The organism is Streptomyces sp. NPDC054932, from assembly GCF_053610205.1.
This window is the reverse complement of sequence record NZ_JBSGXU010000073.1, coordinates 1-26036: the sequence shown is the minus strand read 5'-3', so window position 1 is coordinate 26036 and position 26036 is coordinate 1. Positions and strand designations below refer to the sequence as shown.

General features: G+C 71.4%; 29 protein-coding genes and 2 pseudogenes. 18 read left to right on the top strand and 13 right to left on the bottom strand.

All coding sequences use genetic code 11. The features are described 5' to 3' along the window. Positions 1 to 46: 46 nt before the first annotated feature. The 5 genes from ACWGE1_RS20735 to ACWGE1_RS20715 all read left to right on the top strand — a co-directional run bounded on the left by ACWGE1_RS20735 (position 47) and on the right by ACWGE1_RS20715 (position 3413). Positions 47 to 370 carry a virginiamycin B lyase family protein gene (locus ACWGE1_RS20735; protein ID WP_453421953.1) on the top strand — a complete coding sequence of 108 codons (324 nt, stop codon included), beginning with the start codon at positions 47 to 49 and terminating at the stop codon, positions 368 to 370. Positions 371 to 919: 549 nt separating this feature from the next. Further along, complete coding sequence (locus ACWGE1_RS20730; RefSeq protein WP_453421952.1) at positions 920 to 1453, top strand: hypothetical protein; 534 nt, start codon at positions 920 to 922, stop codon at positions 1451 to 1453. Between the two features lie 439 nt (positions 1454 to 1892). Continuing rightward, a complete protein-coding gene (locus ACWGE1_RS20725) occupies positions 1893 to 2651 on the top strand; it encodes an SDR family NAD(P)-dependent oxidoreductase (RefSeq protein WP_453421951.1) in 759 nt (252 codons plus the stop codon). Positions 2652 to 2677: 26 nt separating this feature from the next. Further along, positions 2678 to 3049: a MerR family transcriptional regulator gene (locus ACWGE1_RS20720; protein WP_266602225.1), complete on the top strand. Its 372-nt coding sequence runs from the start codon at positions 2678 to 2680 to the stop codon at positions 3047 to 3049. A gap of 139 nt (positions 3050 to 3188) precedes the next feature. Continuing rightward, positions 3189 to 3413, top strand: a complete 225-nt coding sequence (locus ACWGE1_RS20715) for a hypothetical protein (protein ID WP_453421950.1) — start codon at positions 3189 to 3191, stop codon at positions 3411 to 3413. Positions 3414 to 3770: 357 nt separating this feature from the next. On the opposite strand, the gene ACWGE1_RS20710 is transcribed toward ACWGE1_RS20715, so the two are convergent. Continuing rightward, on the bottom strand, positions 3771 to 3893 hold the full coding sequence (locus tag ACWGE1_RS20710) for a hypothetical protein (protein WP_453421949.1): 123 nt from the start codon (positions 3891 to 3893) through the stop codon (positions 3771 to 3773). 1257 nt (positions 3894 to 5150) lie between these two features. On the opposite strand from ACWGE1_RS20710, the gene ACWGE1_RS20705 reads away from it, so the two are divergent. Next, positions 5151 to 5594: a hypothetical protein gene (locus ACWGE1_RS20705; RefSeq protein WP_453421948.1), complete on the top strand. Its 444-nt coding sequence runs from the start codon at positions 5151 to 5153 to the stop codon at positions 5592 to 5594. Positions 5595 to 5773: 179 nt separating this feature from the next. Here the strand turns inward: ACWGE1_RS20705 and ACWGE1_RS20700 are convergent, their stop codons facing one another. The 5 genes and pseudogenes from ACWGE1_RS20700 to ACWGE1_RS20680 all read right to left on the bottom strand — a co-directional run bounded on the left by ACWGE1_RS20700 (position 5774) and on the right by ACWGE1_RS20680 (position 9291). Continuing rightward, positions 5774 to 6664 (bottom strand): hypothetical protein, encoded by an 891-nt coding sequence (locus ACWGE1_RS20700; protein ID WP_453421947.1) that lies wholly within the window; start codon positions 6662 to 6664, stop codon positions 5774 to 5776. A gap of 1018 nt (positions 6665 to 7682) precedes the next feature. Next, complete coding sequence (locus tag ACWGE1_RS20695) at positions 7683 to 7868, bottom strand: hypothetical protein (protein WP_453421946.1); 186 nt, start codon at positions 7866 to 7868, stop codon at positions 7683 to 7685. Positions 7869 to 8010: 142 nt separating this feature from the next. After that, a pseudogene (locus ACWGE1_RS20690) lies at positions 8011 to 8225 on the bottom strand (LexA family protein); the annotation flags it as partial. Positions 8226 to 8335: 110 nt separating this feature from the next. Beyond that, on the bottom strand, positions 8336 to 8758 hold the full coding sequence (locus ACWGE1_RS20685) for a hypothetical protein (protein WP_453421945.1): 423 nt from the start codon (positions 8756 to 8758) through the stop codon (positions 8336 to 8338). A 122-nt stretch (positions 8759 to 8880) separates the two neighbouring features. Further along, a complete protein-coding gene (locus tag ACWGE1_RS20680) occupies positions 8881 to 9291 on the bottom strand; it encodes a hypothetical protein (protein WP_453421944.1) in 411 nt (136 codons plus the stop codon). 31 nt (positions 9292 to 9322) lie between these two features. On the opposite strand from ACWGE1_RS20680, the gene ACWGE1_RS20675 reads away from it, so the two are divergent. Beyond that, complete coding sequence (locus ACWGE1_RS20675) at positions 9323 to 9916, top strand: helicase associated domain-containing protein (RefSeq protein ID WP_453421965.1); 594 nt, start codon at positions 9323 to 9325, stop codon at positions 9914 to 9916. A 93-nt stretch (positions 9917 to 10009) separates the two neighbouring features. Here the strand turns inward: ACWGE1_RS20675 and ACWGE1_RS20670 are convergent, their stop codons facing one another. The 3 genes from ACWGE1_RS20670 to ACWGE1_RS20660 all read right to left on the bottom strand — a co-directional run bounded on the left by ACWGE1_RS20670 (position 10010) and on the right by ACWGE1_RS20660 (position 13403). Continuing rightward, positions 10010 to 11095, bottom strand: a complete 1086-nt coding sequence (locus ACWGE1_RS20670; protein WP_453421943.1) for a lytic polysaccharide monooxygenase auxiliary activity family 9 protein — start codon at positions 11093 to 11095, stop codon at positions 10010 to 10012. A 350-nt stretch (positions 11096 to 11445) separates the two neighbouring features. Next, on the bottom strand, positions 11446 to 12294 hold the full coding sequence (locus tag ACWGE1_RS20665; RefSeq protein WP_453421942.1) for a hypothetical protein: 849 nt from the start codon (positions 12292 to 12294) through the stop codon (positions 11446 to 11448). A 380-nt stretch (positions 12295 to 12674) separates the two neighbouring features. Further along, positions 12675 to 13403 carry a hypothetical protein gene (locus ACWGE1_RS20660; RefSeq protein ID WP_453421941.1) on the bottom strand — a complete coding sequence of 243 codons (729 nt, stop codon included), beginning with the start codon at positions 13401 to 13403 and terminating at the stop codon, positions 12675 to 12677. A gap of 338 nt (positions 13404 to 13741) precedes the next feature. Between ACWGE1_RS20660 and ACWGE1_RS20655 the strand changes: the two are divergent. Further along, positions 13742 to 14501, top strand: a pseudogene (locus ACWGE1_RS20655) (transposase); the annotation flags it as partial. A 187-nt stretch (positions 14502 to 14688) separates the two neighbouring features. Beyond that, complete coding sequence (locus ACWGE1_RS20650; RefSeq protein ID WP_453421940.1) at positions 14689 to 14898, top strand: hypothetical protein; 210 nt, start codon at positions 14689 to 14691, stop codon at positions 14896 to 14898. Here ACWGE1_RS20650 and ACWGE1_RS20645 read toward each other — a convergent pair. Next, entirely contained in the window at positions 14895 to 15710 is an 816-nt protein-coding gene (locus tag ACWGE1_RS20645) for a hypothetical protein (protein WP_453421939.1), read from the bottom strand. The two genes, ACWGE1_RS20650 and ACWGE1_RS20645, sit on opposite strands and share 4 nt — an antisense overlap. Before the next feature lie 16 nt (positions 15711 to 15726). Between ACWGE1_RS20645 and ACWGE1_RS20640 the strand changes: the two genes are divergently transcribed. The 4 genes from ACWGE1_RS20640 (at position 15727) to ACWGE1_RS20625 (ending at position 18721) form a co-directional block, all read left to right on the top strand. After that, complete coding sequence (locus tag ACWGE1_RS20640; protein ID WP_453421938.1) at positions 15727 to 15924, top strand: hypothetical protein; 198 nt, start codon at positions 15727 to 15729, stop codon at positions 15922 to 15924. A 755-nt stretch (positions 15925 to 16679) separates the two neighbouring features. Further along, positions 16680 to 17582 (top strand): hypothetical protein, encoded by a 903-nt coding sequence (locus ACWGE1_RS20635; RefSeq protein ID WP_453421937.1) that lies wholly within the window; start codon positions 16680 to 16682, stop codon positions 17580 to 17582. Positions 17583 to 17678: 96 nt separating this feature from the next. Further along, a complete protein-coding gene (locus tag ACWGE1_RS20630) occupies positions 17679 to 18026 on the top strand; it encodes an FAD-dependent monooxygenase (RefSeq protein ID WP_453421936.1) in 348 nt (115 codons plus the stop codon). Beyond that, positions 17915 to 18721, top strand: a complete 807-nt coding sequence (locus ACWGE1_RS20625) for an NAD(P)/FAD-dependent oxidoreductase (RefSeq protein WP_453421964.1) — start codon at positions 17915 to 17917, stop codon at positions 18719 to 18721. Before ACWGE1_RS20630 ends, ACWGE1_RS20625 begins: the two co-directional genes overlap by 112 nt. A 287-nt stretch (positions 18722 to 19008) precedes the next feature. Here the strand turns inward: ACWGE1_RS20625 and ACWGE1_RS20620 are convergent, their stop codons facing one another. Further along, complete coding sequence (locus ACWGE1_RS20620) at positions 19009 to 19395, bottom strand: hypothetical protein (RefSeq protein WP_453421935.1); 387 nt, start codon at positions 19393 to 19395, stop codon at positions 19009 to 19011. A 494-nt stretch (positions 19396 to 19889) separates the two neighbouring features. Between ACWGE1_RS20620 and ACWGE1_RS20615 the strand changes: the two genes are divergently transcribed. Then, on the top strand, positions 19890 to 21239 hold the full coding sequence (locus ACWGE1_RS20615; protein WP_453421934.1) for an Ig-like domain-containing protein: 1350 nt from the start codon (positions 19890 to 19892) through the stop codon (positions 21237 to 21239). 232 nt (positions 21240 to 21471) lie between these two features. Here the strand turns inward: ACWGE1_RS20615 and ACWGE1_RS20610 are convergent, their stop codons facing one another. Continuing rightward, positions 21472 to 22257, bottom strand: coding sequence for an ATP-grasp domain-containing protein (locus tag ACWGE1_RS20610; protein ID WP_453421933.1), 786 nt, complete (start codon positions 22255 to 22257; stop codon positions 21472 to 21474). Between the two features lie 456 nt (positions 22258 to 22713). Between ACWGE1_RS20610 and ACWGE1_RS20605 the strand changes: the two genes are divergently transcribed. Beyond that, positions 22714 to 23139 carry a subtilase-type protease inhibitor gene (locus tag ACWGE1_RS20605; RefSeq protein ID WP_453421932.1) on the top strand — a complete coding sequence of 142 codons (426 nt, stop codon included), beginning with the start codon at positions 22714 to 22716 and terminating at the stop codon, positions 23137 to 23139. Positions 23140 to 23170: 31 nt separating this feature from the next. Here ACWGE1_RS20605 and ACWGE1_RS20600 read toward each other — a convergent pair whose 3' ends face one another. After that, positions 23171 to 23833 (bottom strand): hypothetical protein, encoded by a 663-nt coding sequence (locus ACWGE1_RS20600; RefSeq protein ID WP_453421931.1) that lies wholly within the window; start codon positions 23831 to 23833, stop codon positions 23171 to 23173. A gap of 111 nt (positions 23834 to 23944) precedes the next feature. Here ACWGE1_RS20600 and ACWGE1_RS20595 point away from each other — a divergent pair, with 111 nt between their 5' ends. The 3 genes from ACWGE1_RS20595 to ACWGE1_RS20585 all read left to right on the top strand — a co-directional run bounded on the left by ACWGE1_RS20595 (position 23945) and on the right by ACWGE1_RS20585 (position 25900). Further along, a complete protein-coding gene (locus tag ACWGE1_RS20595) occupies positions 23945 to 24433 on the top strand; it encodes a cadmium resistance transporter (RefSeq protein ID WP_453421963.1) in 489 nt (162 codons plus the stop codon). 136 nt (positions 24434 to 24569) lie between these two features. After that, a complete protein-coding gene (locus ACWGE1_RS20590) occupies positions 24570 to 25025 on the top strand; it encodes a hypothetical protein (protein ID WP_453421930.1) in 456 nt (151 codons plus the stop codon). 359 nt (positions 25026 to 25384) lie between these two features. Next, on the top strand, positions 25385 to 25900 hold the full coding sequence (locus ACWGE1_RS20585) for a hypothetical protein (RefSeq protein ID WP_453421929.1): 516 nt from the start codon (positions 25385 to 25387) through the stop codon (positions 25898 to 25900). Positions 25901 to 26036 lie beyond the last annotated feature (136 nt).

Here is a 26036-nt window from a genome sequence, read left to right as displayed (position 1 = left end):
CCGGGGGCAAGGCCCGTATGAGTTCCCGCCCGGCATCGGACAGTTCATGGCGGCGTATCACCCGATCGGCGCCGGGCGGATCGGACGGCTCACGACCGGGAGGGCAGGCGTGGAGATCACCGGATTCGCGCTGCCCGAAGCCGACTGCCGCCCCCACGCCGTCGCGGTCGCCCCGGACGGGACCTGCTGGTTCACCGAGCGGGCCACTGGCCGGATCGGCTCCGTCACCCCGAATGGGACGATCACCGAACACCCGCTCACGCACCGCAACCGCGAACCCCACGGACTCGCCTTCGGCCCGGACGGCACGCCGTATGTCGCAGAGGAGCACAACGGCATCTCCATATGGCAGATACACCATGCCGCCTGACACCCCAACAGACGGAGCAAGGCCGACAGAACGACCACGGCAGCGACGGCCTGGTGTCCCCGGTGGCGGGGCGCTGGCCAGGCCACAGCAGCACGGCCGCCTTCGCGGCAGCTTCCGCCTGCGCGCGAAACTCCTGCGCCGGCGCCGCAGCCGGACCCTGGCCAAAACCGCGGGACGTCGTCCACGGTCACGTCCATGCGCAGCCGCTGGAACCTGAGCGGGTGCCGGAAAACACCCCGGTCAACGGCCCGATCGGCGCTGACCTCCGCCACCACATTCGGGCGGACGAGTACCACGTCCAGAACGTCACGACTCCCCCACGCCTCCGCGAACCGCACCCCGCCGTACTTCTACGCGGGGGCAGTCGCCGGCGGGTTGGTGCCCGCAGGGCGGGAGGATCTCCGGTCGCTGTCGTACGGCCGAAGTAGTGTGTGGACGATGGCCACGACCAGTGGTTTCGCGTTCGGATGGCAGGAAGCAATGACGACTCGGCACAGTATTCGACGCCCGCGGCGCATGGGCCTGGTGGCCGCCGCTCTCCTTGGCGGTGTGGCCCTGACGACGGGATGCAGCAGCACCGCAGGCGGTTCGTCGGGTGGGGCTGCCAAGTCCGGCTCCGCGGCGGGCGCGCAGGAACTCGTGCTCGGCCAGCCCAGCCAGAAGGAGCAGGAGATCACGAGGTGGGACAAGACGGGGAAGTTCCTCATCACCCCGCAGAAGGTCGTGGAGGGAAAGCCGGAGGATCTGCAGGAGCTCAAGGACGGCAAGTTCGCGGGTCAGAAGGTGGCGTGGGTGTACGTGGACGCGCGGCATGTGGGCGGGGAACCGGTGAAGGGCCCCATGATCATGAAGGACATCGGTGCCGAGACGGACAGCGGCTCCAAGGCGACCCCCCTGCTCGTATTCGGGGATCTGAGCAGCAGGCCGAAGGACTGCGTCGAGGACGACGGGGAATCGGTCTTCAAGAAGGGCGAGAGCCACACCCGGTGCGCCCCGTACCTGATCCCCGCGGGTGCCAAGGTCGGGAAGGTGACCTACTCCCAGGGCTACTACCAGGAATCGCTGAAGTGGAAGGTGCAGTAGCCGCGGACGGATGGTCGGCAGCCCACCTCACATGGGCTCCCGGCCCGCGGCGCCCACGGCAAGGCGCTCTTCCCGGGCTGGCACCGCCACTCCGCGATGCGCACCGCCCCAGCGGAGGGGTAGGAGCGGGACCCAGATGCCAGGACCACGGGGCCGCTCCCGAGGTCGGGGAACCCGGAAGCGGTGTGCGTCCCACCCCCGTCAACGACGGACGCCCCTGCGCGTTCCGCCGAAGCGGCGTACGCGGGTATCCGGCCTCGCGGCGGCACGTCTGCAACGGCGGCCGGAGAGGACCACCGTGAACACCGCCACCAGAGCGGCGGCCACCACGCCCACGGCGCCGACTGGCGCGATCAGCAAGGGGTGAACCAGGCACAGGTAGTGCCCGTCAGGCGCTGCTTGACCTTGCCGCTGGCGGCAGGGTTGCACGCTTACCGGCATGAACAGCACCGCAGCACAGAACAGCAGGATCGTCGCCGTCACCGGAGCCGGCACCGGGATCGGCCGGGCCACCGCCCGCGCCTTCGCCGCTGAGGGCGCCCACGTGGTCGCGATCGGGCGGCGAGCCGAGCCCCTCGAGGGGACCGCGGCCAGGCACGACCGGATCACGCCGCTGACCGCCGATATCACCGCCGAGGGCGAGCCGGACCGCATCATCCGGGCCGTGCTGGAGACACACGGCCGACTGGATGTCCTGGTCAACAACGCAGGCATCGTGCGCAGCGGCGCCCTCGGCACGCTGACGCCAGAGATGATCGAAATTCAGCTCGCCACCAACCTCGTCGCCCCCATCCTGCTGGCTCAGGCCGCGCTACCGCTCCTGGAGGCGTCGCGCGGGGTGGTCATCAATGTCAGTACGTCGGTGGGGCAGCGCGCCTGGCCGGGCAGCTCGGTCTATGCAGCCACCAAGACCGCTCTGGAGCTGCTGACCCGCAGTTGGGCGGTTGAGCTGGCACCCCGCGGGATCCGGGTGGCGGCAGTGGCCCCCGGCGCGATCGACACCCCCATCGGCGAGCACCAGGGCCTGACGCCGGAGCAGATGGCCGCAGTGCGGGAGTGGCAGCTGGCGCACACCCCGCTGGCCCGGGTCGGTCGCCCCGAGGAGGTGGCTTGGGCAATCACCCAGCTCGCCGCCCCGGGTGCGTCGTTCGTCACTGGCGTGGTACTCCCGGTCGACGGCGGAGCGGTCGTGGCGTGATAGGAGTGACCCGGGAGGTGGGACGTATGCGGATCGGTGAGCTGGCCAGGGCGACTGGGACGACTGTTCGAGCGCTGCGGCATTACGAGCAGGCCGGACTGATCTCTTCCGAACGGGCCTCCAACGGCTACCGCGTCTACGACGAACGGGCCGTGGCGCGAGTCCGCAACATCCGCCATCTGCTGGCCGCCGGGCTCACCCTGGAAGACGTGCGGGTGTTCCTGCCATGTCTGGATGGCGATGTGGCTGCGGCACCGCCCTCGGACAAGGGCCTGCGGGTCGCGCAGGAACGGCTGGCGGTCCTCAACCGACGGATCGCCGCTCAGACCGAGGCTCGTGATCGGCTGGAAACCGCGTTGCGACAGGCAGCCGGTGGCCGAGTCCGTCCAGTAGAGTAACTGCCCGCCTGGTCGCATGAGCCGAAGGAATCCGGCGTCGCTACCCTCCCCGGTGACGGCAGCCGCCGGTGACGCCGCACCCGGATCCGGCCGAACGAGAAGCCGTCGTGCCCGGTGCGTGCGGGCACCCCCGACCGGCATGTTCCCTCCGCTCCAGAACGGCCGGTGCTGGTCCGATGGTCTGGTCGGCGAGGACGTCCGCAATCGGGAGGGCGGCGCCTTCGTAGCCGAGGGCGATCGCGGCGCGGCCGCGGACCCAGACGCGGGTGTCGAGGTCCTCGGAGGCGCGTCGGCGGCCTTCGCGGCCATCCGGTACCAGTGCACCGCCTTCGCACCGTCCGACCCCGGAAACGTCTTCGCGTAGAGGGTCATCAGGCGGGCCGCGACCGACCACAGGCGAGGGTTGTCGAGCTGCTGCTGCACGGTGACGGGCTCGGCGCTGACGCGGCGCTGGATGTCGACGGCGCCCAGGCTCATGTACTCGGTACCGTAGACGGCCAGTTTGGCCTCCCATGCCTCCGTGGAGGGGCCGCCGGTGAGGCGGGCGGCGGAATCCTGCGGTGAGGAGGTTGGAGGCCACCACGGGGGCTATGGCGGCGCCGGCCGCGTCGGTGAGGAACTCACGTCGGTCCACTTGACTCTCAAGAACGGCCAGGGGTACGTCCAGTACCACGGACAGGCACCGCAGGTAGTAGGCGCCCGGCGTGACCGCACCCCGCTCTCACCGGGACACGTAGTCCCGTGTCAGGGCCGTCCCGTACCGGGCGTTGATCTGGTCGGACAGCCTGCCCTGCGACCATCCTCGCGCGGTGCGCAGGTCTCTGATCAAGTCCCCGAGGTCCATATCCTCATCCTGCCCCTACCGATGCCCCTGGTGAGGGGGCATCAGATCACCGACGGTTCCGTGCAGGGGACACGTCGAAGGCGCCGTGTGGACGGTCGAGGAGCGGTGAGCGGCATGACGTACGGCAGCAGGCCCGGAGCACCAGGCGGCAGTCAGGGCAACGCGGTGCACGTGACGCTCCCCCGGCGCGATCCCGAACCCGCTCCGGACTGTCCGGAGTGCGCGGGGGCCGCGGTACGCCGTGCCGGGTGCCGGCAGGCAGGGGACATGTCCGGGGTATCCGACTGCAACGTCGTCGTCCGCCGCCACCCGCACGAATGAAACCGGGGGCGGCAGATAATCAACCGGACCGACATCGGGGAGCGCGTCCAGGACGCGTGCAGGAGGGGTCGGGATCCTGCGGGCTATCGACCCCGCATGGGAGGCTCCCTCCGACCCGCCCGGCGGCCGCCGCCGGCAGGTGGTGGCGTTCATCTCGCCGGAGCCGCGGCGGGCGTGAATGGCACGCCGACCCCACCACCGCGCAACGGGTGTGAGAGCCGGCTGTCCTGTCGCGTTCCGCCGGTCTTCGCGGGGCTGGAGTCGGACACGAACCGGTCGGCGGCCGGTGAGGTTTGGGGCGGCCCGGTGGTACTGCTGCCCTCAGAGCGCTCTGGGCACCGGGCCTCACCCACGCACGCCATATCGGCGCGGGCCGGCCACGACCCTAAACGGTGCCCGGGCCGGTTGGAGCGCAGCCCGGGAATCTGGTCCTGGCACCTGACGCTGCCACCACCGCTCGCGGTGACATCCTTCCCCGAGCGACAGCGGCAAGGAACGGAAAAGCGTCAGGCACCAGGACCCGGGCCCGCCCCGGGCAGGCCGAGAAGAACGGCAGGGCGTGCCCGGGACGGCGTGCACCCGGCCCTTCAACGACCGGACACCTTACCGGTTCCGCACCCCGGCCACCGGGGTGCGAACTTCTGTGCCGACGCACGGTAGGTGTCACCAGAAGCAGCTGTCGACCTGCGTTCTCGCGTCGGTGAGGCGCTGTGGTTGTCACCGGATCGGCACGCTACTTGTCACCGGCCAAGGGATCCGCAGAGCAACTGTCACCGGAGGGAGAGATCGAACACAGGCGCGCATCCGCTGTCCCCCTGAAGAGTGATGCAGAGCCTTTCCGGCCCTCTGTGGCACGTCGGCAGGGAAGGGATCCGCCTGGCCCAAAAGATCAGCGGCGACCCGCGCGGGCGCCGCACGACACAAGTGGAGTCGGCCATGGCACCCGTACCGAACGGCACCTACACGATCACCCGCCCTCCCGAGCAACTGCTCACGCTGCTGGACGGGGCATCGGAACCCAAGACACCCGTTGTCCTGCTCCCGCCCACCGGCAACCCCGGCGAGCAGGAATGGCAGCTGGAGAGACTCGACAACGGCAACTACACGATCCGCAACCTCCGCAGCGAAACCTATGTCTCCTACGACGGCGACCCGGAGTTGAACAAGCCGGTCGTCGGATACCCCGAGCCCCGCGAGTGGGCGCTCTACCAGAGCGCCCAGCCGCACACCTTCCACGTCGTCGTCCCCGGAGGCCCCGTCGACGGCGAGGAGCTGGCCCTGGACCTCAGCCTGCTGCGGATCTTCCCGCCCCGTATCGCCCTGAGGCCACTCGACGTCAGCAACCAAAGCCAGGCGTGGACCTTCCAGTTCATGGAGTAAAGACATGAAACGGGTGCCCGGGCCGGCAGCCGCCCCGGGCACCGCCCCGCCAACACAGCCCTGTCGTCCGCCGGTTCAAGTGCCTCAGCCCCGGACGCCCGACGGTGACCATCGCCGAACAGATACCCAGGGGCTATGGACGTGCGGTCCGCATGTCCCCGGCCTCGTCGGCTCTGGGGTCAGGCGATGTCTGCGTACCAGATCCGGCTCGGCGGGCCCTCCCGGTCGGAGTCGAAGCGCTTGGGCATCCCAGTCCTCAGCGCGGGGCGCACCAGCTGCCACGTCCGCTCGATCGCTTCGCCGGTGAAGCCGTCGAACTCCGCAGTGACCTGGAGCAGCACCGCGCCGTCACGCAGGGTCTCGACGCGGTGGAAGTCACCGGCTGCGGAGATGCCGTCGCCGCCGCCGAGCTGCTGGGCGATCTCGCGCGGGATCACCATCAGCCACTCGTACCCGCGCAGCAGCCTCCGCGAGTCCGGCAGCGACATGGAGGGCAGCGGCGGGCCGACCCGCTCCTCGTGCTCGGTGCGGCCCAGCGACAGGCCGTAGCCGACCTGGGCGTAGGACGGATCCACCTCCTGCGAGAAGTCCCGCAGGAGCTCCGTCATGCTCGCCTGGGCCGCCGGCCCGAAGCGCCGTTCAGGAGTCACCGCGTTGAGCCTGACCCAGTCCCTGGAGCTCTCGTCGCGCGCGACACCCATCCGCAGGAGCTCCTCACCGGGCATGCCTCGGTCGTCCAGCCGGTAGACCGCGGTCTCGGCCAGCTGCACGTCCAGGGCCAGCCACTTGCGCAGCATCGGCAGGTTCCTGCGGGTCAGCACCCGGGAGCGGTTGCTGACCCGCCCTCGACCGACAATGTGGGCGCTGAGGAAGCCCCAGAGCGACCCGGGCGGGCCGCACGGCACCGACTTCTTGAGCGACTCCTCCACCTGGCCGGTGGAATCGAGGACCGCCGGGAAGGACTCTCCCTCCAGGCGCTCCGCGCCTTCGGTGAGCCAGCGCCAGGCGAGATCGGCCAGCGCCTCGGTACCGCGGTACTCGGTGTCGATCTCACATCGGATCTCAAGCATGCCGGCTCACCATCCCTTTCGTGGAAGCCGTCGGTCGAAATCGGACGTCAGCCCAGCGGCGGAGTGAAGACCGGACCCACCGTCATGGCGTGCGCCCGTCGCCGTGCCGGCGCGGTGGCCGCCCGGACAGACGGTCGGCCGACAGCGCGAAGAGGTCGGCGGGCCACCGTCGCACCTCGGTATCCGGGCAGGACGCAGGGCTGCTCTGTTCATCACGCAGGACATGATGCCGTCCAGGCACCGTTGCCCTTGAGGCGGGCACACCAGCCGATCGCGGCGGCCGAGAACGAAGAGCTGCGGGCGGATGAGGGTGGCGGCCCGCCCGTTCAGGCCAGTCCGGCGCGCACGACGTCATCAGCAAGGACTCCCTGGGGGTGGAAGGCCGGCGGGTGCGGTCGGGACCCGGCCGGTCCAGCGGGACCGGGCCCGGAACGCGGGCGGGCGGGCCGGTACAGCGGTACCGGGTCCGGCCGTCGGCAGGCCACGGCCCGCAGCGCGCTTCGGGCCCGTCCCCGGCGTGTCCGTCAGGCCGGCTGCCTCGCGCAGCAGCACGGCCGCGCTCCGCCTCGGCCGCCAGCGCGGCCTGCGACAGCCCCCGCGCTCGCTGCACCTCCGGAGCTCCTACCGGCCGTCTGACCGGATCACCGCCGCGGAACACCGCTCCATTGAGGAGCAGGGAAGATCGGAAACCATCGCCCGGCCAGGTGCGGGGCAGAACCCGGCCAGTGGTGACTACGGGCACCGGCCGGGTCCTGCATGCGTGGGCCTTCCGTCGTCACCGGATTCCCCCTGCAGGCTGACATGCACAGAGTCCTCCCGCCCGCCGGGCACGCACCGGCTGTGGCAGGCGGGTGATCCGTCCATCCGGAGGTGTCAGCAATCAGATCGGCGAGCGCGTGACCGTACGGGGGTGGGTCCGTTGACACCGAGCCGTGCCCGGCGACGCCCGCGCGGCGGGGGAAGCCGCCTTCCGGTGGGACCCTGCCCGGACACCCGCCACCGGAACATCCTCCGGGAATCAGGCGGCCGGATCAGTGGTGTTGTCGCGAACCTCGAACAGCTCCAGCGCGCCAGTCATCTCCAGCAGGCGCCGAAGCCGGGTGGGGAGCGGCCCGGCCAGCACACAGGCCGTGTCCAGGTCGAACTCTCCTGCGCAGACGATGACGACCGCACCATCGGCCACGGTCACTTGCGGCTGTTCCATGCAGGGCTCCCGCCCCTCACGTTCATCGGCGGATGCCTGATGCTCCGACCGTACGGGGCGCACTGCCGCTTCCTTCTGGCTCGTGAAGGAGCCGGGTGCGTGCACCGTGTCGGGGAGGACAGCCCGTCGGCGGCGCGGGCGCGCGCAGGACGGCGACCATCTTGCCGAGAATAGCGGCGTCGTCTCCGGGGATCGGCTCGTACCCCGCGTTGTGCGGCATGAGCCAGACCCGGCCGTTCTCGCAGGCGCTGGACCGTGGCCTCGCCGCCCAGCATGGCCGGACGTTCTACGGGGCTCCTGAGGCTGTGGCGTGACGATGTCGCCGTCGCAGATGGCGGCACGGAGGACTGCGACACCAGGGGCCTCCTGTTGCTCGACTGGATTCGACACCCACGAGCTGTACGGGAGGCCCCACTTTCATACCCTGCCGACGAGGAGATCGCCCGACCGAGTCGGCGGAAGCGCACTCAGCGCACGAAGTCCGTCACTGTGCCGTGGTTGTCGGGAGAGGTCAGGCCCCAGAGGATCAGTCCCACGATGATTGCCAGCAGGATCAGCCCCGGCACATTCTCGGGCCCCAAAACGACGGGCTGCCGAACCGGTGGGCCGGGTGTGGCGTCGTCGCGTGCAGCGTCGGAGTCGGCCCGCTGCCAGGGCGCGACATCGGCCTCACCCCGGGCGATCCGCGCGGCCACGTGGCGTACGTCGGCCGCGTGGTAGGTCGGCTCGCGGGTCAGGTCCGGGGAGGGCGCAGCCGAGGTACGTACGCTGTTGGCCCGCGCCACGGCCGTGATGCTGATCGGCCTGATCTGCGGCCAGATCTCACGGACTTCGGCCTTCGTCAGCCAGCCTTCCCCGTCCTGATGTTCCTGCTCGTCCGCTGCCCCCATTCGAAGTCCGCCCCCTCGCTCACCGATCACCCCTGGCTTGATACCCAGACCGCCGAAAGATCACCCGGCGGGGCGGTCACACTCGAACTCACGCCCACCGTGATCGGTATGGCAACGGCTTCTCAGGGGGTCAAAGGGGCGACGGTGGTCGTGGCGGAGATGCGCCGGCCCTCGGCGAGGAGGGTGCGGGCGGTGGTGTGGTCGCCGCGCAGGGCGGCGGCGTGGACCTTGCCGAAGTGCTCGTGCTGCTTCGATGTAGCAGCGGAGCTCGGCCGGGAGGTGGCGGATCGGGGTGAGGGCGGACCGCGGCGGCCTGTGGGCCGGCCGGTCCGTTCGGGGTCCGGGCCGTTGAGGCGACACTGATGGCCTTCCCGCTCGGACGGTGCCTCTCCGACCAGCGGCGCGCCTACCGGGCCGGAACCATGACCGGAGAACGGGCAGCCGAGCTCGAGGAGCTCAGGATCGTCTGGGACACCGCCGACCACGCCTTCGAAACCAACCTCGGCACGGCCCGCGCCTACCACGAGCTGCACGGCACCCTCGCGGCCCCACGGGGGCGCCACCATCCTCGACATCCAGATCGGGCAGTACCTCACGCACATCCGCCGCCCCGGCGGACTCGGCAAAGACGAGGGCCGGGCGCAGCAGCGAGCCGCCGCGCTCGCCGCCATCGACCCCGACTGGAACCCAGGGCCGCTGGGGTGGACGGTCGACTGGCAACGCCACTACGCCTACCTCGCCCAACTCCTCGCCGACGGGGCTCGGCTGACCGCGATCGTGCCGGGGGGGGTGACCCAGCACGGCGAGGACATCGGACGCTGGACCGCCACACAGCGCCGGAACTGGGACCGGCTCAACGAGGAACAGCAGCGCCGACTCGCCGCGCTCGGCGCGAGGAAGGCCCCACGGGCCCGCCAGGCGGCAGCGAAGACGGCTGCGGTTCCGGGCCGCGCGCGGGCGGTACGGCGTTCCAGAAGGGATTGGAAGCCCTCGCGCAGTACACCCCGCCTGCCGGGGCGGGCCGGTGTGCAGGAAATGCCCGACGGGGACATTCGCCGCGTCGGGGTGTGGCTGGCCAATCAGAAACAGTGCCGCGACCGGCTCGACCAGGCACAGCGCGCCGCGCTCACCGAGCTGGGCATGGACTGGGCCGGGTAGCGCGCTCCCGCCCGGGACCGACCGCCGGGGATCGACCGCCGGGGATCGACCGCCTGGAGGAGGCGGTCGATCCCGGGCGGTGCGGTGGCTCGGCTACTGCAGGAGCACGTCGGACACGGACAGGAAGAACTCGCCGGTCATGCCGCCGTTCTCACCGTTCGGGGTGTCCGGTCCTCCGTGGCCGCCCCAGATGTCCACGATCGCCGCCCGCCCGGTCCGGCGCGGGAGCGAGGCGAACTCCCAGCTGGTGGATTCCTCTTCCCGGGGCGCACCGTGCACCTCGACCAGGAACGGGATCGGCTCCAGGTCCTGCCAGCTCAGGCCTTCCGAGGGAACCCAGCCGGGGCGGGTGATGAACCACCGGTGGGACCAGCTCTCACCCTGGTGATACGCCATGTAGTCGTAGGTGAAGGTCTGGGTGGGGGCCGACGTGTCCAGCTCCGTCACGGGCCAGTCCCCGAGCGTGTCGTCCGGGGCCAGATCCAGACCGCGGAACACCGGGTTCCCCGCGGACGCAAGGGTGTTCCCCTCGAAGAACTTGCGGTACTCCAGGTACTTCTGCGCGTCGTTCCACGGATAGTCGGCGAGCATCCTGTCAGCCCCCGGCACCACTTCGTGCCAGTCGGTGCTGGTGTTGAAGCGGCGCGCCTCGGCGCAGATCCGTGAGGGGTCCAGGTCGCGGATCGCGGCGCCGGCCCGGCTGCGCGGATGGTTGGCCGTGCCGTGCCGGGGATCCACCGGGCCGGTCGCAGGGGCCTTCCCGCGGGGCAGGCGCACGGCCCACTTCTCCAGGCCGGCCCGCTCCGAGCCGATGGCGACCACGTTGGTGAACGGCGTGAACTGATCGCCTACCTTGGCGCGGATCTTGACGTGGAGCTGTCGTGTCGGCTCCTGGTCCCCCAGGTCGACCCAGTGGGAGTTGGACTGCATCCAGTTCCATGAGGACCAGTGGAGGAAGACCGTCTGCCGCAACTCGTCGTTGAGCCACACCTCGTACAGGTGCGGGTAGGGCGCGTTGCCCTCGTTCCAGTCCGCCGGTGGGGGCCAGGCCTCGTGATCGGGGGCGTTGTCCCCGATCTGCCAGCGCAGGCTGATCCCGTACATCGTGTACTTGCCGTCATCGCGGTACCTGATGTCCGCGCGAAGGTCGGACGGAGCAGTGGTCTGGGCCTTGCTCACGGTGTCCCTTTCTCTTCGATCGAATGCATCCCTGAGGCCGTCACCACGGAGCGACCTACACAACCGACAGTTACAGGCCATTACCTACAGTCACTATAGATCATCCAGGTCCCACCCGGACAAACAGATCACAGCCACCCGAAACTAGATATCCAGCCCATAGCGCACCGTTCCAGACGCCCTGTCAGCGCCCTCGCCCCGCTCCCCTGGCGGGCACGGCCCGCTGCCGATGGGCGGGGACGGCGGCCTCGGCCGGGGGCCACGGTGGGGGTGGTGGAGCGGGAGCGGGCCGCCACCGGGGAGACCCACAACCCGGGAAGCGGGCGCGGGCGACTCGGAGGGCGGCGTGGTCAGGGCGTGGAGGGGCGTGTCCACGAGGCGACCCCACCAGGGCCGTGCCGGTGGCCTTTTTCCAGGAGGTGTCGGCCGTCAGGCGGTTCAGGTGCTGGGCCACAACGTGTGCCCTCGCTCTCGCCGATCTTGTGCATGCGGGCGACGAGCAGCGGCCACTGGCGTGAGCCGACCAGGAGGCCCGCTTCCTGCTCCGGGAGGATGTCCCGGACCATCGACACCATCTGGGAGTGCGCGGCCGGGTGCACCTTCAGCTGCTCCAGGGCGCGGGCCCGGTTGCCGAGGTCGAGGTCGCGGGGCACGTCCAGGCCTTCGGTCAGGGGGCCCCAGGAGCGCTTCGCGTCCGTACTCGCGGGCGCAGCCCCCGGATCGGCGGCGTCCCGCACCCGCGGCGCAGCAGCGCGAGCGGCGGGCGCGGACGCAGCGGCCGGAGCGGGGGCGGGGGCCGGAGCGGGGACTCGGCGGGCAGGCGCGGCCCACGGGTCACCGGCCGCACCCATGCGCTCGGCCAGCACATCCCTCCCCGGTGCCGCGGCACCGGCCGCCGGAGCGGGAGCGGCGACGGCAATCGCCGCCGGGGCGGGAGCGGGGGCGGGGGCGGGGGTCTTGGCGGCGGCCGCGGTGACGGCGGCGACCGCCTGGTCCACGCCGACCCCAGCCCGGTGTGCGTCGGTGAGGATCCGGGCCACGTCGATCCCGGCGGCATCGAGGCGGCCCATCGCGGCGGCGATGTCGGGCCAGGCCGGGGACGCCAGGATCGCGTCGCGGACCAGGCCCTCGGGCATCGTGGTCTTGAGGAGGTCGGCCCACTGGTCGGTGCCCTCGGCCTTGATGCGCGCCGCGTTCACGGTGACGGCCTGGTGGACCCCGGCGGTTATGCGGCAGGGAGGTGGCGAGGTCGACGCCGGCCTGCTGCAGGCCGGCGAGTTGGCGGGCCATCTGCGGCCAGTCCGCGCCCTGCATCAACACGGCCAGGATGTCGTCGCCCAGGTGGCCGCGCAGCTGATCGGCCGACCAGCTCGGGGCCATCTTCTCCGCGTCCTCGCCGAGTTCCTCCTCCCGGCCGGTGAGGCGTTTCTGGGTGGCGCGGCGGACCGCGTCGGAGATGATCATCACCAGGCGGCAGGCCATCGCCGCGGTCTGCGCCGCCTCCCGAGCGCTTCGGCGAACGGCTCGGGCCGGGGCGGGTATCCGGACGTCATCAGCAAAGACTCCCTGGGGGTGGAGGTCAGCAGGTGCGGGCCGGCGGACCGGGCCGGTCCGGCGGAGTGGGCCCGGGACGCGGGCGGGCCGGTACACCGGTAACGGGTCCGGCTGTCGGCAGGCCACGGCCCGCAGTGCGCGTCACCCGCCCGGTACGGGACTTCGTCCCCGGCGGCCGGGGCGGGGTACCCGCGAGGCCGGCGGCCTCGCGCAGGAGCACGGCCGCGTCGGCGGCGGCTCTCGCCTGCGCCCGGAACTCCTGCGCGCGGTGCCAGGCGGCGGCCGCCTCCACCGCCTCCACGAGCGCGATCAGGAGCGTGAGCACGACCGCGGCGCCGCCGCCCCGGGCCACGCGGGGCGCATGCTCCAACGCCCGTGCCGACGAGCGCCAGCCGGCGCGGGCGCGGCCCTCCAGAGCGCGGGCGCCGGGGGCGCGGGCGGCCTGCTCGAAGGCGTCGGCGGCCGCCCGGACGCGGTCGCGGACGAGGGCCGGGGAGTGGGCGGCGGCGACGGCCAGGAGGTCACCGAGGGCGGCGACATCACCCGCGCAGGAGGCTTGTCCGGCGTGGCCCAGGAGTGCGGATGCCTCGCGGATCCGGTGCCCGGCGAGCGCCCAGTCCGCGGGGGTGACGTGCGGGGTGAAGCGCTCGCGGACCCGGGGCAGGGACAGGTAGGGCCGCAGCTGGTCTTGGGCCAGCGTCTCGACAACGCGATGCGGGTCGGCCTGCGCCGCTGGATCGACACCACGCTCCACCCATCCTGGGCGGCTCCCGCGTGAACCCCTCCTGGTCGGCGCGGTCCAGGGCGTCATCGATGTCCCCCACCAGCTGCGTTCCCTTCCTCGCGGCCCCCGTCCGGGGCGCATCGCCCGGGATGGTGTTGGACCAGCCTGTTCTACGACCCGGCCGCCGGGCCGGCCGCCGCGGTGTGTAGGGCTTCGGTCTTCTCGTCGTCCGTCGTGGTGGCAGTCTGCCCGACCGTGGACGGCCGTGTGAGCGCGTGGCGGGACAGACCGATGCCCCGGGCCCGAGAAGGGCCCTGGGCATCCTTGAGTTCTGGTGGTTGTCGCAACACCCCAGCTCAGGGGATGCGATGGACTTCGAGGTTCGGGCGGATCGACGGCCACAGGGACGCAAGAGTTGAGCCGCGAGCGGGAGTCATACCTCTGCTCGTGGATCAGGGAACTTCTCACCTGGACGCCTGCGGGATCGTTGGCAACAACGACCGGACAGGCAGGCGATGGCGTAACGGCCGGCAGGTGTCCGGGAAGAACAGGCGGCACCACCTCTCGTGGAAACGGGCCGTGGCGGTACACCGAGGCCCGCCGGCGGCCGCCCAGGAGCCCGAGGACGACGCTCCTTCGCGCTACCTGCGCGAGGCGGACCGGATCCACATAGCCGACCGCCTCCGGGAGAAGGCGTCAGTCCGCACGATCGCTGCCGAGCTGGGACGCAGCCCGTCCACCATCAGCCGGGAGATCCGCCGCAACCGCACGGTCCTGCCCAGCGGCCAGTGGTACTACCGACCGCATGCGGCCCACCGGCGAGCATTTCGGCGACGGCCTCGGCCGAAGGTCGGCAAGATCGGCCAGAACCCGGAGCTCCGTGACTTCGTACAGCATCACCTGACCCTGCGCTGGAGTCCCGAGCAGATCTGCCACGCTCTGCGCAGACGCTTCCCCGCCCGGCCGGAGATGCACGTGGTTCACGAGACGATCCACCAAGCTCTCTACGTCCAAGGCCGCGGCGAGCTGAAGCGGGAACTGACCCGCGCTCTGCGGACCGGACGCGCAGTGCGCCGGCCCCATCTCCACTCAGCACGCCGCAGGAAGCGGTTCCCCCACCCAATGGTGACTGCTGGGATCCGCTCTTTCTGGCACGGATGTGGCACGGGCTTCCATCCGCTCTGACGGGTCGCGTCACCGACCCCGCACCCGACAACACTCTCACCCGAATGGCCCAACATGACGTGCCACCCACATGGGTGAAGATCAAGCTGGCTAGTGCCCCAACCGAGGCAATCTGTGAAAGGCGAACCAAATGCGCATTCGACGAATCCTCGCCGCAGTCTTCGCCACGGCGGCCCTCGCCGGACTCGGCCTCACAGGCGCCGCCACCGCCACCGCCACCGCCATCGCCGGCAGCGTCACCCCGGGTGAGTGCACGGACAACGGCGGAACGATCGATCGGTCGACGCCCGTGCTCCCGACCTGCAGGGGCGGTATGTACGACGGGCAGACGGTCGACTAAACCCCACTAGGCCCGTTGCGAAAGTGGATCAGCGCCCCGCAGCCACGCGTTGCGGGGCGACTCCCTCGCGAGCGTTCTCCCTCGGCTGACGGCTCAACGTACCTGGGAGGCGTGACGATCGCACACGGTTCGACCGTCACTCTGGCCGTCTGCCCGACCGCGGCCGATCGTGCGGCCGACAGGTCAGTGCAGCGGATTCCCCCTTCGGGGTGCCACTCCATCACCGGCCCCACCGCGTCGCCGTGCTCGGCGCACCAGGACTCCGGCACCACGCCGCCGCAGTCGTGCCGCGCGCACACGCAGGCCTCACCCGGACCCGCGTACGCGATCCCGTGGCGGACCACCCCGCCCGCCGGCCCGGGGGCGGCGGTGCCGCGCAGTCCGGCCGGCCACGCCAGCGTCAGGCGCAGGCCCCCAGACCCGGATCGGAACCGGTCGATCACCCGCACCTCCCCCGGCACCGCCAAGGGGCCGGTACCGGGCGCGGCCAGCCGGCGCAGCGACGCCCCGGACTCCCCGCCCGCCAGGGCGGCCAGCGCGTCCGCGTCCTCGTCGGTGGACCAGCCGGACAAGCAGTCCTCGCCGCCGGCGTCGTCGGCCAGGGCCAGCCACGGGTCATCGAGGCGGAACCGGTGCGCGGCGCCCCCGGCCCCGGCCAGCACCAGTGAGGCGATCGTCGGCCCCGTGGGTACTCCGATCCTGTCGTGGGCGAGGAGCCGGGCCACGACCGCGCGGCGGTCGAACTGCAGGTGCACGTCCGTACCGGCCACCGGTTCGGGGAAGTCGGGGTGCCGGCGGCGCCGGTTCACCACCGCGGCCCAACCCAGAGTGCGGCAGTTCGGCGAGGAGAACGACTACCCCGTCCTTCCTTGGCCAGGCTTCAAGGACGACCCCGAACTCGTCGCTGAGGCTCGGATGGTCGCGGCCTCCGTGCTCGACGCCGAGGGACTGTGGGCGGAGTCGATGGACGACGTACAACTCCACTTCATGATCCATGACCTAGAGCTCGCTGCCGAGCGACAGTGACGGTTGCACGGCTTCCCAGGCAGCTGGCGCTGGCCGCCGGAGGTTAAACGGCAAGCTCAGTGCCTGTTCCATATCCCCGGTCGAGGCCGGCGGCGTGAGCCGAAGCATGAGAGTTGACACAACTGGAGGCGTGTTGTCACTCGAGGGCATCTCCCGGCGACTGCGGTGGTTTGGGCCGGAGCCCGCCTGCACAGGCCAGCACTTCTGTCGCTGAGGAGTTCAGGAAGATCGTGAATACGGACGTCCTGTCCACGGAGTCGATGAGACCGGTACGCACAAGCTCTTCCCCGGCCTGCCGGAGGATGTCGACAGAGGCGGCAAGGCCCCCGACTGTGTGGCCACGCCGAGCAGCTGTGCGGATACGAATCCACACGACTCCCCCGCGCCGCAGGGCCGGAGCGGTGCCGACTCTCGCACTGCTCGCCGTCCTCGTCGGTGCCCACATCCTGTGAGCCAAGGCGCCCGGCGGGCAGCCGGCTCGTCAGCGCGGCACGTGGAGCCGGAGCGCAGCGCGCCATCGGCCCGTGCGGTGCCGGAAACGCATCTTGCCCGTAGGGGAGACCAAAGGGTCGCGCCCCGGCCAGCGGGGGGGGGTGCCGGGCGGAGCGGTCAAGGGGTGAGGCGGGAAAGGGTGGTCGCCTCACGGCGGAGGGCTCTGCAGGGCTTCAGCCGAACGATCTTCCCCACAGGCACAGGTCGGGCCCGGGGACACAGTCCCTAACCAGCACGATCTGGCCACGTGGTGGCGCACTTCGGTGCCCGAGGAGACACGGGACGCCCTGTGGGCGATTCCGCCGCGCCCGCTCTCCGAGTTCCGCCTCGCCGGCGACATCACCCTCCCCAAGGGCTTCGACATCTACGACGACACCCTCACCGCCGTGGTCGGGCAGCCGACGCCGGGTGACCCGGTGGCGCGCCCCCTGCCGGACGACGCCCGCGGCCGGTACACGGGCCTGCCCGACGGAGGAGCCGGGGTGACCGACCCGGGCTGGGAGATCAGCCAGGGGCTGGTCTACAACGAGCCCGGGGCCCCGCTCCAGCGCTTCATGCAGGCGTACAGCCTCGGCACGCGCTTCCTGGAGGACGCCAAGCTCTCTGCGGCACTGGGCAGTTACTGGCCCTCCGTGGCACCGGACGCGACCCGGACCTTCACCCCGCTCAAGGACGCGCCCGGCTTTCCCTACCCCTGGCCGACGATCGTGCCGCTGACCGATGCCGAGATCGGCATGGAGGAGGTGCGGGGGCTGGGCCGGCTGCCGTGGGACGGGATTTCGGGACCCGAGGCCCGGACGGTCGGCGGCCGCGCGGTGGTCGTGTACCAGGACATCGACCGGGCCGGCTACATCACCACGCAAGACCGGCTCACCGCGCACCTCACGGCCCGCGTGGACCTCGCGGAGACCAAGGCGCGGGTGCTGGCCATGTCGGCGGTCTACTGGAGCCTGGGCATCCACGACCCGGAGTTCGTGGCCAGGTTCGCAGGCCGGGCGGTGATCGAGATCCTGAAGGCCAAGTCGGCGTGGGCCGTCTTGTCGTTCACCGTGGTGGAGGCGGGCGACACGGGACTCGCAGAGGCCGAACGGGCTGGCCGGCGGCCGCCTGGCCGGGCCGCGGCGCTACCGGTTCCGGATCTACCGGCCAGGGGCGGAGAGGCGTGACCCCGGGGACATCCAGAAGGTGCTGGTGGAGATCGCCGAGGATGTCAGCGCCTGCACCGACGGCCGTACGGTACTGCTACGCAGGGACGGAGGCCCATGGTCGCGCGACACCTCGATCCCGACGTCGACGTCCTGATCGCCGGGGCCGGGCCCGCCGGATGCGCGGCAGCGATCGTCTGCGCGGCCGCCGGTCTGCGGACCCTCCTCGCCGAACGCCGCGCAGGACCCACCGTCCGCCCGGGCGAGGCCCTGCACCCGGGCGCCGAGACTCTGCTCTGGCCCGGCTGCTGCCCGGCGGTTTCGCGGCCGCCGTCGGGGCCCGGCATCCGGGGATCACAGTCGGGTGGGGCACGGAGCCCCGGTTCGAGCCGTACGGTCAGGACGAGAGCGGGCTCTGGCGAGGGTTTCAGGTGGACCGCCGACAGCTGGACGCGCTGCTGCTGAACCGGGCCCGGGAAGCAGGCGCCGAGGTCCGCCTCGGCTGCCGGGTGGGGAAACCGGTGGTCGAGGGCGGTGCGGTGACCGGGGTCCGGCTGGGCAGCACCGCAGCACTGCGCACCCGTACGGTCATCGACGCGACGGGCAGGGCCCGTTGGCTGAGCCGTGCCCTCGGCCTGACCAGCCCGCTGCGTTCGCCGCGGCTGTTGATCCGGTACGGCTACGCGACCGGGTCCTGCCCGCAGCGGGACGCGGCGCCGGAGATCGCGGCGGACGGCACCGGCTGGACCTGGACCGCACGGGTCAGCCGGGGCCGGTACCAGTGGATGCGGCTGGGCTTCGTACCCGAACAGGCCCGGCTGCGCGGCGGGCCGCCGCCGGTTTTCGCGGGACTGGTCCCCGAGGGCCCGGCCCGGTCCGCGGACGTCAGCTGGCGGCTGTGCCCGAGGGCCGCCGGGCCCGGCTGGTTCGTGGCCGGGGACGCAGGCGTCCTCCTGGACCCCGCATCGTCGCACGGGGTGCTGCGGGCCCTGTTGTCGGGCTGGACGGCAGGGCCGCTGGCCGTGGGAGTCGCGGCCCGGGCCCTTGGGGAAGGCGACGCGGCCGGGACGTACCGACGCTGGCTGCTGGACGGGGCGGAACGAGACATGGCCGAGCTGTCCGCGCGTTACGCCCGGCTCGGCGCCCACGGGTTCGGCTGACGCGCTCCGGCACCTGGGCATGTCCGTGGCGAGGATGGACGAGCGTGGCCAGGAGCCGGTCGATGAAGGCCGGCCGGTGCTTTGCGCCAGTGCCAACGTCCCGCCGCCGTGACGGCCCGCCAACGCCCGGCACAGCAATCAGGGCCTCGCAGAGCTTCCCTGCGAGGCCCTGATCCGCTGTCCGGAGCTGTCGGTGGACACGAGAACGTCACTGGACTGGACAGCAGTGGCGAGAGCAGACGGCCGTCATACCTGCCCGGGCATGTCCGGGCAGGGACGAGGGAGCGTCAGGACTCCGCGATGGCGAACTCGGACTCGGCCACCGAGTAGTCGGTGTGGATGCCGGCGGTCACGCGTAACGAACAGCTGGCGCGCAGGAGGTCACCCTCGTTCGCCGCGAGCTGCGGGAAGTCGACGACCAGCGGCGTTCGCAGGATCCCCCGGGTAGGGGTGAGGCTGCCCGGGACGGTGCACGAGGCGACGACGCCCGTGCTGAGGTTCTGCACGTTCACGACGAGCTGGTAGGCGGTGGCGAAGCCGCGCAGCTCATCGCCTATCTCGATCTCGGCGCGGACGTCGAATTCCTTCCCGATGCCGAGTGTCGGTGCGATGAACTCGCTCTTGTCCTCTGCGAAGTGGAGCAGGTTGATGCTCGCGTCCCAGGGTCCGGCCATGTGGGTGTCCCTTCTCGACGGTGACCGTATGGTGCCGGGCGATCGGCCCGGCTCCATGCCTCCCCGCGAACAGGGCCTCGAACCTGCCGACGAGGGGCGCACGGATGTGCGCGCGAAGTCCGACGACTCTTCGCGCGCCGGTCGTCTGTCGGGCGCGGAGCAGTTGGGGTTCGGGAGGTGCCGGAGTGCCGGACCACCCTCCTGGTGGGCCTGGCCCGCCGCCACACCAACGTCGCGACATTTCGGTTGGCCGTCCGATCGGGCGGCGAGGAGGGGTGAAATCGGGTCGGGGACGCGCCGCATGTGTTCGACCGACCGGGCTACCGAAGGGCGCGCCGCCAAGAGACGCGCGGGGGCGGTGGTGATCATCCGTGTTGCGGGCCCGTCGTAGGGCCCGCGGTCTTGTCGGCAATGCATCTACGGGCCGCGGCTGCGATCGCTGACCGCTCTTCCTCTGCGGCTGGCGGTGCGGCAGCAACGAGGAGGAGCCTCACATGGCCGTTCCACACGATCCTGTCATCGCCCGTCATCCCCGGCCCCGGCCGCGTCTTCGCGCGCTGGCGGCAGCAAGCCTGGCCACGGGGATGTCCCTGGCCCTGGTGCCGCTCCTGGCGGCCCCTGCCGCCGCCCAGGGCTGTGTGCAGACCGGCAGCCAGGTGGTGTGCACGTTCGACTACACCGGGGCGGCGCAGACGTTCACCGTGCCCGGCGGGGTAACCCAGCTGTCCGTGGATGCCCGGGGCGCTTCCGGGGGCGCGGCGGCCGGCAATGACAACCCTGGAGGCGTCGGGGGTGCCGGTGCCGGGGTCGCCGGCACTCTGACCGTCATGTCGGGCCAGACGCTCCAGGTCAACGTCGGCGGCGCGGGCGGGGTCGGGACGGACAGCGCCCCGGGTACCGGTGGCTTCAACGGCGGTGGCACCGGCGGCTCCTCGGACTCCGCCTACGGCGGTGGCGGTGGCGGTGCGTCGGACGTTCGCTCCGGAACCCTGGACCTGGCTTCCCGGCTCGTCACGGCCGGCGGCGGAGGCGGCGGAGGTGCCACCGACGAGCTGTCGGGCGGTGGCGGCGGTGCCGGCGGCCAGTCCGGGGTGAACGGCACCAACGGCGCCGGCGGCGCCAACACCACCGGTGGCCAGGGCGGCGGCGGGGCCACCCCGACAGGCCCCGGTACGGGCGGGGCCGGCGGCACGGGCAGTGACGACAACGGCGGAAACGGCCAGACCGGCGTGCTGGGCACGGGCGGACTCGGCGGTACGGGCAGGACCGGCGACGCGGGCGGGATCACCGGTGGCGGTGGCGGAGGCGGCGGAGTGAACGGCGGCGGAGGCGGAGGCGGCGGAGGCATCACCAACGTCGAGTTCTCGGGGGCGGGCGGCGGTGGCGGCGGTTCGAGTGCGGGACCGGCCGGCAGTACCTTCACCACCGGCGCGAACGCCGGAAACGGGCTGGTCACCATCTCGTACACGCTGCCGGGTACCGTGATCACCTACCTGGAGTCCCACCCGAACCCGTCGCAGCCGGGGAAGCCGGTCCGTCTGACGGATCTCGTGTGCCCGTCCGTCAGCGGACCGAACGTGCCCCGGCCGACCGGCACCGTTGCCTTCGCCGTCGACGCCACTCCCGTCGGCACGGCCCAGCTGAGGCCCGCCGGCGGCCACTGCAGCGTCGCCTCCTTGATCGTGGACGGACCGGCATACGGTACCCACCTGATCACCGCCGTCTACTCCGGTGACGCCAGCTACCGCTCGAACCGCGACGCGCCGGAAACGCTCATCCACAAGGTCAAGAAGGACAAGAGGGACAGGAAAGAAGTGAAGCCGCCGACGAAGCGGTCCCGGTAGGGGGCCACCGGAACGTGCCGCACCGCCCCGGGCCCCACCATCGACGGCGGGGCGCGGTGGCGCCACCGGCCGGTGCGCTGTGAGATGCGATGCAGTACACGGATCGCGGCGGTGCGGGGCCGGGTCGGATGGGGGTACCGCTCGCAGGCGGCCAGTGCCCGGCCGGCGTCCGCGTTGGACGGGGCTGCTCAACCACGAGAACGACGCGGCTCGCCTGTGCGCCGTTCTCCGGTCACGGGAGGACCGCTTCCGGCCGAGCCGCCGACCCGCTCAGGTGCCGGCGGTCCCGGTCCGCAACCGCGGCGATCGGCCCGGCGGCACGGAGCACCACATCGAAGACGCGGTCCGGTTCGGCGGCGTAACAGTGGGCGAACCATGCCATGTTGGCCTCGACCACCGCCCAGTCGCCGTCGGCGAGCCGACCGATGTCCAGACACACCGCGCTGGGCAGGCCGGCGGCCGTGGCGTCGAGGACCGTGCGGGCGAAGGCACGGCTCCCGGCGTCCAGCGGCGCCGGATCGAGGCGTCCGTGGACGGCGTAGCGACTGCCGGTGACGGCTTCGCCGTCAAGGACGAACAGCCGGTACTCCGTGACGAACTCCACCACACCGCTCACCAGAACCGGCGTGGAGCCGTCCAGTCCGCCGGGCAGGCTGGTCCCGTCCTCGTGGACGGCGGCGGGCAGCAGGTCGATCTTGGCCGAGGGCGGTTTCACGAAAGCCCGCTCTTGCAGTTCCCGTGCCTCGGCGAGGGTGGTGAGCCGCACGCGCCGCCGCAGGAGGGGGCGCGGTAGGTGCGTCAGCCAGTCGTCAGCCGGTTCGAGCAGCCCGAGGCCCAGCCGGCCGGCATGACGTGCAGCCGCACGGGGACCTCCGTACCAGTGCACCTTGCGGCCTTCGACACCCGCCGCCCGGTCGGTCACGTCGTAACCGCGCCGGACCGCCGCCCCCGCAATGAGTTCGGCGGTCGAGGTGCGGGCGGTGGACAGGAGGAGGACGGACGGGGTACGGGCTTCCATTCCCGTGAGCCTAACGAACCCGCTGCCGACCGAACGAGCGCCCGAATACTCCGGCCCTGCGGGGGTGAGCGCCTCGCCGACGGCCCTCCTCCTCATCGACACCGGACACCTTCCCGCCGAGCTCCGCTGGACCGGATTCGCTCAGGAGCTCCGCGCCCGAGACCCGGGTTGACCGCATTCATCCCGTCAGCCTGCACGGTGATCCGGCAAACCGCGCACCGCCGTCACCAGGGGCGCGGCGGGGCGGCACCCCGCACCCCCGAGCCGCCGGGGAGCCTGCGACATGCCGCGCCAGCTGGGCGAACACCGACCGATGATCCGGGATCCAAATCATCTGTCCATAAATCGAGCATCCGTTGGCAACCCTCCTTCGGACCTGAAAGGCTCATCTCCAACAGAGCGTCAGATCACAGGCATTGAACGGCAAAATCCCTTGAATCGAAGGTGAAATTTGTCATGCGTCACCAAGTCATCGCAGTATCCGCCGTCAGTCTCCTCTGTCTTGCAGGCACCACAGGTCTGGCGGAGGCTCAGCCCGCCAGTGCGCACAGCCCGTCCGCGATGGTCTTCACCGTTGCCCAGGGTTCCGGCGCACCCACGGACACCGTCATGCGCGCGTCCACCCTCAGCTGTGCCTACACCGCCGAGGGCACTCACCCCGCCCCGAGGGCCGCGTGCGACGCCCTCAACGCCACCGACGGCGAACTCGACCGCCTTCTGGCAACACCGAATACGTCGCGGGCGTGCCCCATGTACTTCGACCCCGTCACGGTCACCGCGGACGGCGTACTGCACGGCAGGCGCGTCACCTGGAAACACACCTTCTCCAACGCGTGCGTGATGTCTGCGACCCTGAACGGGAACCCGGTGTACGCGTTCTGACCGTGTCATGCGCTGCCGATCGCCGCCGTTCTCACCAAGGACTCCGCACCCTGACGCCGAGAGCCCGGACGCGGTCCTGGGCCTGCGGGTCGAGCTTCAGCAGCAGGTCCTCGCCGACGACTCCGTCGCGCCGCCAAATGGTGCAGAGGGTCTCCAGACCCGCTTCGGCAACCTCCGGCTCCGTGTCGGCCGAGGTCTGCACCAGGGCTTCGACGACCGGCCTGCCCTGCAGTCCCGCGACCGCCCGTGCCATCCGGGCCCGCTGCTCCGCGGGGACGGCCGGGTCGGCAAGCGAGCGCAGCACGTCCGCCGTGTCGTGTGCGTCCTGGCAGGGCAGCACCCACACCAGGTACACGAGCTGCGCGCCGAGCACGATCAGGTACTGCAGTGGCACGAGCAGGGCCGCGGGCAGCAGCAGGACCAGGGGCAGCACGATCAGCCAGCCGCCCCGGATCCGTGAGGGACCGCCGGTCGGCGGCTCGAACCGCCGACCGGCCAGCAGGACGAGTACGAACATGGTCACGACCGTCAGGAGAGGCACCACGATCAACCCCGCTCCCAGCCCCGCGCCGAACGACGCCCAGAAGGGATCGTCGCCCAGAACGGGCAGCACCAGGGCCGCGGTCACCCAGCCGGGAGCGGCGGTCATGACGTAGCGCTGCAGGCAGACCCACAGCCATCTTCCCGTACTCATGGCAGCTTCCTCGTCTCAGCAGCTCTTCGTGCAGGTGCCATTAACCCATGTCGCATCAGTTGGGCCGAGTGACGGTCAGCCCCGGGGGTTCCCGAACGCGGCCGTGATCGGATCCACGGTCTCACCGACCGGGCTGCAGGCTCCCTCGAATCTGCCGCCCGCGCCGGTCCGCACCCACGGACACAGTGCCTGGGCCCGCGGTCGCTGCGGTACGGGCTCCCGGTAGCGTCACCGGGGCACCCGCATCGGAGGAGAGCAACTGCTCGTGGACCTGGGATCATCGGTCGGGCAGCCGGCCTGTTCGCCGTCACGAACATCGACGACATCCTGGTCCTGGCGCTGTTCTTCGCCCAGGGCGCCGGCAACCCCGGGTCCACCGGCCGGATCGTGCTGGGCCAGTACCTCGGCTTCGCCGCGATCCTCGGCGTGGCGGTGGCCGCCGCGTTCGGCGCCACCTTCCTGCCCGGGTCCGCCATCCCCTACCTCGGTCTGCTGCCGCTCGCGCTGGGCCTCAAAGCCGCCTGGCAGGCGTGGAAGGACCACCGCGACGGGGACGGAGGCGAGGCGTCCTGCACCCTTTGCCGGTACGAGGCGCCATGACCGACTGCCTGCGGGCCGTCATCGACATGATCGGCCCGCCGCATGGCCGCTGCACCGACCCCACTGCCTGGCTGCGACTGGAAGGTGAAGTGGGGCTCGCGGGGGTGCGCGGCCGGGGTGAGATAGCGTGCCGCCCATGACGGCCGAAGAGGCGAAGCGGGACGGGGCAGGTGCGGACAGGGCGGCCGAGAAGGCCGTCGGTGGCGTTCGGTTCGTCGAGGACCTGGTTGCCCGGGTGCCCGGCTTCGAGGATGCCTACGAGTGCCACGTCTTCAATGAGCACCGGGTGCTCCCCCACCTCTTCCTCTGGGACGTCCTGCAGGACACCGTGGCCTCGTACCTGGGCGAGGGCATGCCGGAAGGCCCTGACTGGCGGCAGGTTCTGGCCTTCCTGGAGGAGGAAACACAACGGTGCGCGCCCGGGGCGATCGAGGTCATCGTGACGTCCTTCCTCCACGACCTTCCGTACCCGGGCGAAGCCGGATACGGGATCGAGACGCATCTGGGGCCGGCCCTGAAAGGCAGATACCTCCGGCTCCGCCCCTGGTACAAGGCGAAGGACTCGGGCCTGACGGGCAAGCCACAGGCGTAGCGGGCTGTGCCGCGATGGGCACGGACCCGACCTCCTCACTGCCCGCTTCGGGGATACCGGAAGACCCTTGCGGGTGCTGATGCCCACGGAGGAGCGACAGCCCAGGGCCCGCTGACGTGGAACCAGGCCGTCGGCAACCAAGGCCCGTCCCGTAACTGTTGGTCACGGGTGAGAGGGGACTGAGCCGCTCAGTCGGCACCTGCGCACTCGGGTCGGCAGCGGTATGCATCTCAGCTGACGCGGGGGCTCCTGCGCGCCGCCCAGTCAATTCGCAGGCATCTCGATCAGCGCCCGTCCTATCCTGACCGCGCCCGTCCATGCCGGGACGGGCCTGACGGAGGGACGGCGGAGTGCCGGACGTGTACAAGATCATGTCGGATGCCGAGTTGAGTAAGGCGTTCGACGTGTGGTCCGGCTATCTGAACGCCCGGACCGGCGAGGATCCTCAGGTCCGTGGGCGACTGCGCTCCACGTTGCAGTCGGCCCGCGCCGCAGCCGCCGAGGGCGATCCCGCGTCTGCGCGCGTCCTGGTGGCGGAAATGTACGACGAAGCCCGAGAAGCCGGCCTTCCCTGGGCTCCCGTGCTGCCTGACCCCAGCGCGGCGGACCGGGAGGCGCGCGACTATGCCAAGGACGAACTGCGGCAGGTGCTTCCCGTGCACCTGCGTGAGGATCTCGACAGCATCGCGATCTACCTGAGCGTCACGGGCCGCCGCCTCCAGACCGCCCCCGGCCTCGACGCCGCCATCCGCCAGGACATCCTCTATGTCTCGGCCCGTGCCGGGATGGCCCTTGATCTCGCCCACCCGACAGCAGCGCGACGAGAACTCGAACGCCTCAAGGCAATTGCGCGACGCTGCGGCGTGGAGCCCTGACAACGGCCGCGATCCGGCCATCGGGCCAGCCCTGCGGCGCCGGACGACGGCATGCGGCACGCGTGCGTGCAAGACGGCATCTGAGCAACTGAGGCGCGTCCGGCCCCTGCTGCCGGCGTGACCCGCCGGCGGGGAG

Bases quoted from the DNA above. Each gene is read 5' to 3' on its own strand.
- ACWGE1_RS20715 (WP_453421950.1), top strand. From the start codon at position 3,189: ATGTTCCCTCCGCTCCAGAACGGCCGGTGCTGGTCCGATGGTCTGGTC.
- ACWGE1_RS20590 (WP_453421930.1), top strand. From the start codon at position 24,570: ATGACGGCCGAAGAGGCGAAGCGGGACGGGGCAGGTGCGGACAGGGCG.
- ACWGE1_RS20705 (WP_453421948.1), top strand. From the start codon at position 5,151: ATGGCACCCGTACCGAACGGCACCTACACGATCACCCGCCCTCCCGAG.
- ACWGE1_RS20710 (WP_453421949.1), bottom strand. From the start codon at position 3,893: ATGGACCTCGGGGACTTGATCAGAGACCTGCGCACCGCGCGAGGATGG.
- ACWGE1_RS20735 (WP_453421953.1), top strand. From the start codon at position 47: ATGGCGGCGTATCACCCGATCGGCGCCGGGCGGATCGGACGGCTCACG.
- ACWGE1_RS20685 (WP_453421945.1), bottom strand. From the start codon at position 8,758: ATGGGGGCAGCGGACGAGCAGGAACATCAGGACGGGGAAGGCTGGCTG.
- ACWGE1_RS20630 (WP_453421936.1), top strand. From the start codon at position 17,679: ATGGTCGCGCGACACCTCGATCCCGACGTCGACGTCCTGATCGCCGGG.
- ACWGE1_RS20695 (WP_453421946.1), bottom strand. From the start codon at position 7,868: ATGGAACAGCCGCAAGTGACCGTGGCCGATGGTGCGGTCGTCATCGTC.
- ACWGE1_RS20725 (WP_453421951.1), top strand. From the start codon at position 1,893: ATGAACAGCACCGCAGCACAGAACAGCAGGATCGTCGCCGTCACCGGA.
- ACWGE1_RS20720 (WP_266602225.1), top strand. From the start codon at position 2,678: ATGCGGATCGGTGAGCTGGCCAGGGCGACTGGGACGACTGTTCGAGCG.
- ACWGE1_RS20700 (WP_453421947.1), bottom strand. From the start codon at position 6,664: ATGCTTGAGATCCGATGTGAGATCGACACCGAGTACCGCGGTACCGAG.
- ACWGE1_RS20650 (WP_453421940.1), top strand. From the start codon at position 14,689: ATGCGCATTCGACGAATCCTCGCCGCAGTCTTCGCCACGGCGGCCCTC.
- ACWGE1_RS20605 (WP_453421932.1), top strand. From the start codon at position 22,714: ATGCGTCACCAAGTCATCGCAGTATCCGCCGTCAGTCTCCTCTGTCTT.
- ACWGE1_RS20610 (WP_453421933.1), bottom strand. From the start codon at position 22,257: ATGGAAGCCCGTACCCCGTCCGTCCTCCTCCTGTCCACCGCCCGCACC.
- ACWGE1_RS20620 (WP_453421935.1), bottom strand. From the start codon at position 19,395: ATGGCCGGACCCTGGGACGCGAGCATCAACCTGCTCCACTTCGCAGAG.
- ACWGE1_RS20615 (WP_453421934.1), top strand. From the start codon at position 19,890: ATGGCCGTTCCACACGATCCTGTCATCGCCCGTCATCCCCGGCCCCGG.
- ACWGE1_RS20600 (WP_453421931.1), bottom strand. From the start codon at position 23,833: ATGAGTACGGGAAGATGGCTGTGGGTCTGCCTGCAGCGCTACGTCATG.